The organism is Anaerosolibacter carboniphilus, from assembly GCF_014205875.1.
GTDB lineage: Bacteria > Bacillota > Clostridia > Peptostreptococcales > Thermotaleaceae > Anaerosolibacter > Anaerosolibacter carboniphilus.
The window spans coordinates 61,192-72,867 of sequence record NZ_JACHEN010000009.1 but is presented as its reverse complement, the minus strand read 5'-3'; the positions used below and the strand labels follow the sequence as shown (position 1 = coordinate 72,867).

The 11,676-nt window shown below is 34.8% G+C and carries 13 protein-coding genes and 1 other RNA gene; 13 read left to right on the top strand and 1 reads right to left on the bottom strand.

All coding sequences use genetic code 11. From position 1 onward, the window contains the following. Positions 1 to 117 precede the first annotated feature (117 nt). The 6 genes from HNQ80_RS08685 (at position 118) to HNQ80_RS08660 (ending at position 4,335) form a co-directional block, all read left to right on the top strand. A complete protein-coding gene (locus HNQ80_RS08685; protein WP_330602808.1) occupies positions 118 to 1,017 on the top strand; it encodes an MraY family glycosyltransferase in 900 nt (299 codons plus the stop codon). A gap of 206 nt (positions 1,018 to 1,223) precedes the next feature. Further along, positions 1,224 to 1,412, top strand: a complete 189-nt coding sequence (locus tag HNQ80_RS08680) for a hypothetical protein (protein ID WP_184310214.1) — start codon at positions 1,224 to 1,226, stop codon at positions 1,410 to 1,412. Positions 1,413 to 1,640: 228 nt separating this feature from the next. Beyond that, a complete protein-coding gene (locus tag HNQ80_RS08675) occupies positions 1,641 to 1,880 on the top strand; it encodes a hypothetical protein (protein ID WP_184310212.1) in 240 nt (79 codons plus the stop codon). A 110-nt stretch (positions 1,881 to 1,990) separates the two neighbouring features. After that, positions 1,991 to 2,176: a hypothetical protein gene (locus HNQ80_RS08670; protein ID WP_184310210.1), complete on the top strand. Its 186-nt coding sequence runs from the start codon at positions 1,991 to 1,993 to the stop codon at positions 2,174 to 2,176. Positions 2,177 to 2,198: 22 nt separating this feature from the next. After that, positions 2,199 to 3,119, top strand: a complete 921-nt coding sequence (locus tag HNQ80_RS08665; protein WP_184310208.1) for a hypothetical protein — start codon at positions 2,199 to 2,201, stop codon at positions 3,117 to 3,119. Between the two features lie 223 nt (positions 3,120 to 3,342). Beyond that, positions 3,343 to 4,335, top strand: a complete 993-nt coding sequence (locus HNQ80_RS08660; protein ID WP_184310206.1) for a 2-hydroxyacid dehydrogenase — start codon at positions 3,343 to 3,345, stop codon at positions 4,333 to 4,335. A 3-nt stretch (positions 4,336 to 4,338) separates the two neighbouring features. On the opposite strand, the gene HNQ80_RS08655 is transcribed toward HNQ80_RS08660, so the two are convergent. After that, complete coding sequence (locus HNQ80_RS08655) at positions 4,339 to 5,016, bottom strand: MgtC/SapB family protein (RefSeq protein ID WP_184310204.1); 678 nt, start codon at positions 5,014 to 5,016, stop codon at positions 4,339 to 4,341. Positions 5,017 to 5,240: 224 nt separating this feature from the next. Between HNQ80_RS08655 and HNQ80_RS08650 the strand changes: the two genes are divergently transcribed. The 7 genes from HNQ80_RS08650 to ssrS all read left to right on the top strand — a co-directional run bounded on the left by HNQ80_RS08650 (position 5,241) and on the right by ssrS (position 11,427). After that, positions 5,241 to 6,194, top strand: coding sequence for an L-threonine 3-dehydrogenase (locus HNQ80_RS08650; protein WP_184310202.1), 954 nt, complete (start codon positions 5,241 to 5,243; stop codon positions 6,192 to 6,194). 114 nt (positions 6,195 to 6,308) lie between these two features. Next, a complete protein-coding gene (locus tag HNQ80_RS08645; protein ID WP_184310200.1) occupies positions 6,309 to 6,497 on the top strand; it encodes a hypothetical protein in 189 nt (62 codons plus the stop codon). A gap of 485 nt (positions 6,498 to 6,982) precedes the next feature. Next, positions 6,983 to 7,156 carry a hypothetical protein gene (locus HNQ80_RS08640; RefSeq protein WP_184310198.1) on the top strand — a complete coding sequence of 58 codons (174 nt, stop codon included), beginning with the start codon at positions 6,983 to 6,985 and terminating at the stop codon, positions 7,154 to 7,156. 504 nt (positions 7,157 to 7,660) lie between these two features. Then, positions 7,661 to 8,701 (top strand): nucleoid-associated protein, encoded by a 1,041-nt coding sequence (locus tag HNQ80_RS08635; protein ID WP_184310196.1) that lies wholly within the window; start codon positions 7,661 to 7,663, stop codon positions 8,699 to 8,701. 18 nt (positions 8,702 to 8,719) lie between these two features. Beyond that, positions 8,720 to 9,163: a hypothetical protein gene (locus tag HNQ80_RS08630; RefSeq protein ID WP_184310194.1), complete on the top strand. Its 444-nt coding sequence runs from the start codon at positions 8,720 to 8,722 to the stop codon at positions 9,161 to 9,163. 116 nt (positions 9,164 to 9,279) lie between these two features. Further along, positions 9,280 to 11,055, top strand: a complete 1,776-nt coding sequence (locus HNQ80_RS08625; RefSeq protein WP_243183074.1) for an ATP-dependent metallopeptidase FtsH/Yme1/Tma family protein — start codon at positions 9,280 to 9,282, stop codon at positions 11,053 to 11,055. Positions 11,056 to 11,249: 194 nt separating this feature from the next. Further along, a non-coding RNA gene (ssrS, locus tag HNQ80_RS08620) (6S RNA) lies at positions 11,250 to 11,427 on the top strand. Positions 11,428 to 11,676 lie beyond the last annotated feature (249 nt).

Genomic DNA, 11,676 nt, shown 5'->3' with positions numbered 1-11,676 from the left:
GAAATTGTGTGATATAATAGATCTTGTGATAAATGATAAGATATTAAAGAAATGGAGAAAAACCTAATGAAATATTTAATATCATTGTTGATGATTTTCCTTATTGTTTATATACTAATGCCGATTTTAAAGGAATATGCAGTAAGCGTTAATTTTGTAGATAAGCCTACAGGAAGGAAGAAACATAAGGAGCCAATACCTTTGATTGGCGGAGTTGCGATTTTCTTTGGGTTTTTATGTGGTTATATATTTTTAATAAAACCAGTAGATCAGAAATTTTTTTCTATTTTAATAGCTTCGTTTTTGATTCTTTTAATTGGGTTAGTTGACGATTGGTATAAAACCCAAGGTAAAGAATTCTCGGTATGGCCAAGATTAGCAGTTCAAACAATATCAGCTGTGATAGTTTATTTCTCTGGAATAGTATTCTATGGCTTTACCAACCCATTTACGCAACAATACATAGTTTTGCCAGAGTTCCTGCAATTTATACTTACTGTTTTGTGGCTATTAGGAGTAACTACTGTTATCAATTGGTCTGACGGTATGGATGGACTCGCAGGGAGTTTAACAGCGATAGCGGGGTCAACACTATTTGTTGTTGCTTTAGCCAAAGGGCAGAATGATTCAGCGCTGCTATCTGTACTTGTTGTTGGAGCTGTATTAGGATTTTTAAGATATAATAGACATCCTGCACAAGTTTTTATGGGAGATTCTGGTGCGAATTTTTTAGGCTTCCTACTAGGCGTTATTGCTCTTGATGGTGCATTTAAACAAGCTACTTTTATTTCAATTTTAATTCCTGTACTTGCATTAGGTGTACCAATTTTTGATAATATCTTTGTTGTAGTGCGGCGGTTCTTAAATGGTCAACCAATATACAAGGCTGATGCGGGTCAAATTCATCATAGATTGTTATCGTCAGGGCTTAACCCTAAACAAGTAGTAGTATTCATTAATCTCATCAGCGTATGTTTAAGTTTAATGTCAATTATTATTCTACTTTTGAAAGTGTAGATTTTTAGGGCCTTCCATCCGTGGAAGGCTCTGCTTATGTAAAACACATGGCCATCGAAATTGTTTCGTTATTGTTTTATATGCCAAACCTAATAGTCTATTTATTATGCCTACTTGATTTATAAGCTTTCAAGATATAACATTAAATTAGATTGTATGTACTTATTTGAAAATGTTAAGTGGATTATACCAAGGAGCTAAGCACGTTGATGAGAGGTGATAAGGGGATGTTTAAATCTATACTTAAAGCAAAAGAAAACAATGATAAGAAAGTAATTGACGCGAAGGATACGAATCATATCCAGGAGATTGTATACCAAAAACAGAATACTAAAGTGATAAAAGTTTCTGATGATGTCCTTGCAAAGGCTATTAAAGATATGCTTAAAAAATAGAGACTAGAAAGGGACTGGACATGGAAAGGATTCATTGTGTTAGTTGTAAATTTTATTATGTTACTTGGGATATGAGTTTTCCTTATGGCTGTAAATTGTACCAAATCAAATCTAAGCAATTGCCTTCATATTTGGTGATGCAGTCTATTGGAAAGCAATGTGATCAATACCTATCGAAGAATGATAAAGGCTAGTAAGACTTTTTAAATGATATGATGGAGGATGAATATGGCTATACAAATTGGTAAGGAAAGTGAGCATTTGTTGTATGTAAGTTTCCCCTATGCATCTGATCGCATTAAAAAAATAAAGACGATTCAGGGAAGTTATTGGGTATCGAAGTATAGACAGTGGCACATTCCTTATACTAGGGAGAATCTTATGAAGTTACTGCACTTATTTTCTGACGAAGAAATCTGTACAGATGATGCTTTGGATAACATGCTGATGATGAAATCACAATATTAGTGAGTTTGGAGATATATGTGAAGAAGGTAAATACCTTCTTTTTTTGTGTAGAATTTGAAGGGTAAATGTTATAGATTACGTCTATTCATATGGTAGGAAGGAGGAGCAAGATGAAAAAAACAGGTATGATACTTATAGTAGTCGGGAGTTTAATGCTTTATGAAACCATGATCATTCCTATCATCACTGCGGTTGTTGGGCATTCAGTAAAGGGTACTGCATGGGTTGGACTCATAAGCCTTTTGCTCATTATTGGAGGAATGAAGCTTATTTTAGGTAAAAAACACGTTATATGAAAGAAAGAGGAGGAGATTAAGGGTGAGGCAGTGGAGAGTAGGAAGTTTTTCAATGGGGATATTACTTATAACCCTGGGTATAATTTTATTATTCAGCATATGGAAAGACATGGTGTTTATTGGTGGAATTCTAAAGCTATGGCCGATTATTTTACTAATACTAGGAATAGAAGTATTGGGTTCTTTGTATTTTTCAAAGGAGGCAAATCCAAAAATCGAATATGATCTTTTTAGTATTTTTATGACAATAATGATCATTGTATTTAGCATGGGCGTGTATACATTAACATCTATTGGCATCTTACCTATTATATCCAACGTAGTAAATAGTGAAAACTATGAGGTGAAATTGGCCCAAGAGATAATTCATATCGACGATAAAATTGAAAAGATTGTTATAAATAGTGCTGCCTGTGGATTAGAGCTAGGAACCACTCATGATAAAAACGTTATTGTTACAGGGCGAGGAAAGGCTTTAGCAACATCACAAAAAGAGGCGAATGGATATGTCAAACAGAGTGGGGTCATTAAAAATCAAGTAGGCAATATATTGTACTTGGACATCGTTGAATTACCTAGAGCCCACAATCTAAAATTAGGAATTAAGGATTTTCAGTATAGGATTTTTGTTCCAAATGAAAAGCAAGTAGAGATTAAGAAAAGTGGTTATTATGATAGATCAATGGATATTAGCGTGAAAGATATTGAAAATAATTGGGTTATCACCAGCAATGGAGAAGTTAGATTAAATATTCATGAAGGCGAAGATATAGCGGTCGAAGCGATCACTGATATGCAAAATGAATTAAAGGGAAATATAGAGTGGGAAAGGATTGAGGATACTGAAAAGGAACAAATTAAAGGGAAAAAAATAATTGGTGAGGGCAAGTATAAATTGCAAGTTTTCGGAAATGGAAAAATTGAGGCGAATATAATAAGATAGTCGGGTTATGATAGTGAGAATTTCATAATCAACTATGAATATTTCTATTTTAGGAGCATAAGGATCTATCCTTGATGATCCTATTTCCATATATCCTGAGAAGATCAGCCTTTGAGTAAAATGTGATTTATAAAACTAGAAAAGCTATCGATAAAGGATCTACTAATTTGATATAATAAAAATATAAACAAAATTTTCCTATTAAGGGAGAGGGGAGAAAAGATTGTCTAAACCTAAGGTGTTAGTAACACGGAAAATACCAGAAGAGGCTATACAACTATTGGAGCAGTACTGTGATGTAGAAATAAATCCCCATGATCGTGAGATGACACGGAAAGAACTATTAGAAAGTGTCCGTAATAAGGATGGTGTATTATGCTTATTAACAAATACAATTGATGAGGAAGTTTTTGAGGCCGCTGGTAAACAATGTAAGATATTTTCCAATTATGCAGTTGGATACAATAACATTGATGTAGAGGGTGCTTCGAGAAGAGGAATTGCTATTACCAATACACCTGGTGTACTTGATGATGCTACTGCTGATTTGGCATGGGCACTATTATTTGCAGTAGCGAGAAGAATTCCTGAAGGTGATCAATATATAAGAGATGGAAGATTCACTGCATGGAGTCCAACGTTATTATTAGGACGAGATATCACAGGTAAAACTTTAGGCATTATTGGAGCAGGTCGTATTGGAAGTAATTTTGGAAGAAAAGCAAAGGCATTTGACATGAAGATTCTTTATACAGGGACAAAGCCCAACCATAGTTTTGAGGCAGAAACTGGGGCAACATTTACAGATAAAGAAACTCTATTGAAGGCATCAGACTTTATTTCGATTCACGTGCCATTATCTCCCGCTACCAAGTATTATATCGGAGATAGGGAATTTGATATGATGAAGAACACTGCGATTCTGATCAATACATCAAGAGGACCAGTGATTAATGAAAAAGCACTGGTCCAGGCTTTAAAAGAAAAGAAAATTTGGGGAGCAGGCTTAGATGTATTTGAAAATGAACCTGAATTAACACCAGGGTTGACTCAGTTAGACAATGTAGTTATCGTGCCACATATCGGATCTGCTACCGTTGAAAGCAGGCTAAAGATGGGAATTATGGCTGTACAGAATATAATTCAAGCGCTGCAGGGAGAGATACCGGATCATTGTATTAATCCAGCTGTGTATGAGCACAAATTGAAAAAGTAAATGTTATAATATTCCCTTTGATGTTTCTACATTTGTGACACCATCAAGGCTTAATAAATTTTCGATAATGGCAGATTTAGAGGTTTTCTTGGGTATTGAAAGTTGGAGCTGGATAGATATAAAGACATCATCTATTGGCGCCATACTTATATTTTTAATTGCAACATTCAAATCACCTAGGGTAGTACCTATTTTCCCAATTTGACCTGGCTTATCAATGGATATCACTTGAATCGCGGCTGTATGGTCAAAACGTGGAATGAAGTTTCTTTCAAATTTAGAAAAAATGATGAGAGTGACCAATACAATGACGGTGGTTGCAATAGCACCCATATAGAAGCCACTGCCTATGGCAATACCTATGCCAGCCACAGCCCATAACCCTGCAGCAGTGGTCAGCCCTTTAACTGAAGAACCTTCTCGGATGATGGTACCAGCTCCCAGAAAGCCAATACCACTGATAACCTGAGCACCAAGTCTCGCTGGATCAATGTTCGCATAGGTTTTATAACTTTGAAAAAGATATAAATTGACTAACATAATTAGCGTTGAGCCAATACATACCAAGATATGGGTACGAAAACCCGCTGGACGATTGAGACTTTCTCTTTCAATGCCAATCAATCCACCTAATAAGCATGAAAGACTAAGACGAATGATAATATCTATAGTACTGAACATATAGAACAACCTCCTTCTTGCTAGTTTCAGAAATATTGAAAAAACATATGCGTTATAAATACCCAAAAATCATAGAAGTAATTATTTTAAGAAAGAGCTACTGTCTATGAAGGTACCATTTAACGAATGAATAATGAGATATTTGTTCATAATATTATATGTTTCACGAACACAAACGTTAGATCGTATTAGATTTTTTAAAATAAATTTTAAGGAGTGAAATCATGAAAAAAATTTTAATTACAGGAGCTCTTGGACAAATAGGTTCAGAGTTAACTTCACATCTTAGAAATATTTATGGAGTAAACAATGTAGTTGCGAGCAGTAAAACTAGAAATGAAGAGAGTAGAATTGTAGAAGAAGGCCCATTTGAAATTGTGGATGTGCTAAAAGTAGAAGACATTGCAGAAACTGTAAAAAAGTATGATATCGATAGCATTATCCACTTAGCAGCTTTGCTATCAGCTGTGGGAGAAGGCAATCCTGCATTAGCATGGAAGGTAAATGTCGATGGGTTATTTAATGTGTTGGAAGTTGCAAGAGAAACAAAGTGTGCTGTATTTACACCCAGCTCTATTGCGGCCTTTGGGCCATCAACACCACCTGATAAAACCCCTCAAGACACCCTGCAGCGTCCGACCACAATGTATGGCGTTACGAAGGTGAGTGGAGAGCTATTATGTGATTACTATTTTAAGAAATTTGGCGTAGATACTAGGGGTGTACGTTATCCAGGCTTGATTTCTTATGAAACTTTACCAGGAGGAGGGACCACTGATTATGCAGTGCACATCTACTATGATGCAATCCAAAAAGGGAAGTTTACATGCTATTTAAAAGAAGGGACTGCCATGGATATGATGTATATGCCCGATGCATTGGATGCAATTGTTCAGTTAATGGAAGCAGATCCAAATAAACTTGTACATCGGAATGCATTTAATATAACAGCCATGAGCTTTACACCAGAAAAGATCTTTGCTGAGATTAAAAAGCACTTGCCTGAATTTTCTATGGATTATCATGTGGATCCGATAAGACAAGAGATAGCAGATTCATGGCCGAATTCCTTAGATGATAGTGTTGCGAGGGAAGAATGGGGTTGGAATCCTAAGTATGATTTGTCTTCAATGACTGTAGATATGCTGGCAAAATTAAGAGAAAAACTTTGTAAGTAATAGTGCTGTCTTGTAACCTTAATGAAAATGTAAGAAATGTAACAGAAAAAATCGAAGGATTCCCGATGACATATGTAGAATACTTTCATAAGAAATTATATGGAGGTGTTCTCGATGATTGATACAAACCATCATTTATCTACATACATTCGGGGGATCGAATTTATTAATCAAGAAATTCAGTTTTTGAGAGATCGGATCCATGTAGTTTATGATAAAGATATGATTAAAGACATCTATGATTCCATAAGCATTCTTAGGGAATTCAAAAAAGATTTTTTTAAAGAACTCAGTAAAAGATAGAGGCCAATCAATGATAAAAGATTGAATGATTATATAGTATGACTTTTGCTCTACCATTGAAAAAACTAGTATAGGAACAAAGTACTAATTTTGCGACAACGTATTTAAAATAAATGTAATTTTGTGTATAATTATGTTGAAAAATAGGTTGTTGGGGGATGGTTTAATGGAGCAATTAACGAGAGAAGAACTTGATTATCTATACACAAAACCCGAAAAAAACGACATAAATAAAAGAATCAATAGCATTATAGGTTTTAGAATAGTTGAGTTAATAGCGTTCGTGGGGTTATGTATTTTTTTATGGGACAAATTTTTAAAATACAATCAGTACTAATCGGTATGGATGTGCAAAATTTCGACATTAGAATATGTCGTGAGAAATTTGGAGAATATTGAAATACGATTTTTACATCGTGAAAAAGGAATGCTACCTCCTGTATCGAATTGTCAATAACATAGATGGTATACAGGGAGGAATAGAAATGATGAGAACCTACTATTGTTTCGCTTATGGAGAACTTGTGCCAGCAGAAGAGATTTCTTTGCCAACAGTCGCTGAACAAGGTGATATCTTTAGTTGTTTTGGACTATTGTATCAAGTCGTAAGCGAAATGAGAGTTGAGGGAAAGAAAATTTATCAACTGAAGTTTATTTAACTGAATAGCGGTGATTGGTCAATAAGCTAAGGGAATAAATGCTTACGAAGTGGGACATATCATCTTAAATAACAAGATTAGGAAGCTAAAAATTGCTTCCTTTTTGTGTTTACATGAAAGGTTGGTTATACATCGCATTATTGAGCACTAATCATTTATGGCTTGTTTGCTCCGATGAGAAATTAAAGGAAGTAGATTAAAAATAAGAGGGATAAAAAAGAAACCTATGATTCCGCCCAAGAGCATAGGAACATGATGCTTCCTTGCAAAAATAATTCCAATGATACTATGGATGAAGTATACAAAAAAAGTAGTTAACCTCTTTGTGATATTCAAAAAATCATCTCCTTCTGTATAGTAACTTTATTCTTTATCAATTTGAAATAAATTATTTACGTCAGTAAGAATCAATTTTAGGATATCATTCTTTTAACCTGTGTGTACTTGTAGTATAATTTTATTATCTGTTTTTGCAGTATAAGAAGAATAGAAGGGAGCAAAAAGATGAGGAATATCGATGCTGTCATCGTAAAGAAGGCGATTATCCATGTTTTAGATCGAAATGCTGATACGCCTATCTTGACAGATTTTGAACAAGAGATCGACGAGGATATCCATGAGTTTTTGGAAAAACATATTATAAAATCTTTGACGGATGAAGAAAATAAAAAGGCTAAGTTTAAGGACGGAATGACAGTAGTCAAGAATGCTTGTCAAACCATATTCCAGGATGAAAGTAAATTTGTAGAAGCCTCTCAAAAGATTGCACAACATATGTTTAAAGCGATGAAAAATAACAATCAAATCTCTTCAGCTGATTTGGTTGTATGTCTATATTCTGCTCAAGAAGAAAACTATATTGGTATTCTAAAGCTGGATTATAAAAAATCTTTTATACATAATGTTGAGTTCATTGATGATCAATTAAGGATATCTATTTTACCCCAAGCCATTGGACTGCCAGGACTTGGTCAAAAACTACAAAAATGTGCCTTTATTAAGCCTTTTGATGATGCGGATGAGTTCGATCTAATTTTGTTGGACAAACAAAGCTATGGGAAAGATGAAGATGCTGAAATTGCCCATTTCTTCGCAAATAATTTCCTTTGCTGTGATGTCTTAATTGATAATCGAGACAAAACCAAAAATTTTAAAAGCCTAACAGAAAAATGGACTAGAAAAAATTTAAAAGAAGACTTTGAAAAAGCACAAGAAGTTAGAGAAGAAATGATCACTGCATTAAAAAATTCTGCTGAAATTGATATTGAGAAGTTTACCCAGAATGTTTTTGGCAATGATATGGACATGCAGCAAAATTTTGTACAGCATTTTCATAAAGAGGGGATACCTACAGACAACTTTGAAATTGATAAAAACTGGGTAGAAAAGAAAATGAAAAAGCGTGTGATGAAAACAGATACAGGGATCGAAATAAGAGCAGAATATGAGGATTATGAAGATCGCATGAAGTTTGATATTAAGAGAAATGGTGATGGGACCGTGGATCTCATCATAAAAAATGTGAGAAGTTTTCAAGAGCGATAAAGAAAGGAAGTGGAAATTTTGATACAATTTCTAAATGTTTCAAAGCAAAATATAACTGTTTTGAAGGGGTTACCTATCCATATTAATGCCCATTTTATTACAGATACTTCACAGTCATGGATATTTAGCAATACGAAAGCACAAGAAGGTATTTGTGAGGCGCATATTCACTATATCTCACCAGAGAACAATAGGAAAATGATGATGGAACAGCCTTTATGGAGAGGATATTTATGTGAAGAGATGCCTGACGAAAATATACGTCAGCAAATGTTAGAGCACATTAATCAACCTATCATTCATGTAATTTTAAATGTCTATCAGGATTATAAATATCTAGCAGCTGACATTGTGGATTTCATCTTTAGATTACTTAAAAAGAACAACAAAAATGTTGAAGAAGTGGTTATAGATACATTCATCTATTCAGAAGTCATGGAATTTGAAGGAGATAATATTTAACATTAATGCCATTTAAGGGTACTCTTAGATGGCTTTTCTTTTTGGAAAAAGTATGATACAATAGACATTATGTAAACTATGCCCAAATGTACATAACAGGAAAAGGGGGTATAGAGATGAAAATTCGTATGAATAAAAAAACATTGATAACTGTTATGATAATTCTTTCTTTAAGCTTACTGGTTGGTATAGCTTATTTTCAATTTATGGGAAAAGACGAGCCAGTAGTGCTTCATTACAAAGCGTTTATGGCTCAAGTGAGAGAGGGAAAAGTAGAAACCGTTTACTATGTAGATGATCCGAAGCTTGAAGGAAGACTAAAAGGTGGACAAGAATTTATTACTGATAATCCAAGGACTGAAGGTTTTAAAGAAACTTTGTTGATGCATAATGTGAAGGTCGAAGAGAATAGTGCTAATTCTATTGTCACCAATATAGTTGGTCTCATAGGACTTGTTGCGGTTTTTGCAGGGATGGCCATATTTATGTCTAAACAGTCCTCTCGACAGACTTCTATGGAATTCAATAAGATGTCTAGTATTGAAGCAGCTCCACAGGGCGATATTAAAGTAACATTTGCCAGTGTAGCGGGAAATGAGGAAGCGAAGGAAAGCATAATGGATCTAGTGGATTTCCTCCAGAACCCTGAAAAATACGTAAAATATGGTGCTAGAATTCCACGAGGTGTAATTCTTTATGGACCTCCGGGAACCGGTAAAACCTTATTGGCAAAGGCGTTAGCTGGTGAAGCGGGAGTACCTTTTTATGCAGTATCAGGTTCTGATTTTGTACAGATTTATGCAGGGCTTGGGGCCGGAAGAATCCGAAGCCTCTTTAAAAAAGCAAGAGAACATCAAAAATGTGTAATTTTTATTGATGAAATAGATGCCCTTGGTAAAAAAAGAGATGGTATGAACGGCAATGATGAAAATGATAGAACATTAAATGCGCTATTAACAGAGATGTCAGGATTCCATGAGAACGAGGGTATCATTGTCATGGCTGCGACAAATAGGCTGGATACATTAGACGAAGCATTATTAAGACCGGGAAGATTTGATAGACAAATCGAAGTAGGTCTTCCTGATGTTAATGCACGTCATCAAATTTTAAAACTGCATAGTAGTAAAAAACCTTTGTCACCTGGAATTGACTTGGGAAGACTTGCCCATGAAACCGTATATTTCAGCGGCGCAGAGCTTGAGTCTTTATTAAATGAAGCTGCCATATTGGCTGCAAAGCAGAATGCAGACCAAATCAAGCATGAGCATATAGATAGGGCATATTATACAGTGATTGCTGGAGAAGAGAAGAAGGATCGTAGTGCGATTTCCCAAGAGGATAGGGAACTAATTGCCTATCACGAGGCAGGCCACGCTTTGATAACAAAGATGGTAGCTCCTGAAAATCGAGTGACAAAAGTAACGATCATTCCAAGTACAAAGGGAGCTGGGGGGTTTAGTATGAATATCGCTCCAGACAAAATGTGCAGAAGTAAAAGAGAGATGTTAAATCAAATTAGGATATCTTTAGGTGGAAGAGCGGCTGAAGAGATTATTTTAGGAGAAGATAACATTACAACTGGTGCTAGCAATGATATTGAAAAAGCAACTTCCACAATTATTGCAATGATGAAGCGTTTTGGTATGAATCAATCAACAGGATTGCTCAACTATGATGTAGTATATAATTACAGCAATGGGGGAGTTGATCGTGTGATGTTGGATGAGTGTAAAAAGACAATGGATCAATTATATGAAGAAACGAAAAGCATTTTAAGCAAGAACATTCATCTATTAGAAAAGATTGCTCAAACCCTATTGGAGAGAGAGACCATCAATGAAGATGATCTGGATCAAATCATTGATGAAAACTTGGCAAATGCAATGTAGCTAGAGGTGGGGTTTTTAAACCAAGTTCTAAAAAATAACTCCATGAATGATTGTTTAGAATATTGAAAAAATATAAAAATGCAAGGATTTGACGATGAGACCATTAAATCTTAGTATAATCAGTAATAAATGGGGGAAATGCTAGATTTATAGACTTTTCATTTTCACAAGAATCATGTATAATAAATATAGATTAAAACCTGGGATGTACGTGAAGCCCTGTAAATTCAACCTACAGATTTTATTCGGGAGTCTGGGTTCCTTTATCGATGAAATGCCTCCTTGGAGTGGACTTCAGAAGTAAAGGGTAAGACACCCACCTAGTTGAGGCTAGGGTATGAATTTAGAGGTGAACGGCATTCTGGGAGAAATAATAGACTGATTTAAAACTAGTTACTAGTTTTAAATCAGTCTATTATTTTTTTGGAGCTCCTATTTTAGGGTAAAAAAAGAGGTCAATAAATGACCAAAGGATGGGAACTATACTCACTTATAGGCTAGACAGCAACTCCGAGACCCTATAAAGCTAATGTAAGTGTAACAAAAATTACAATTAAGATTGTTATAGAAAAGTTAATTTTTATATAAAAATATTTACCATGATTTAACATAACACTCATA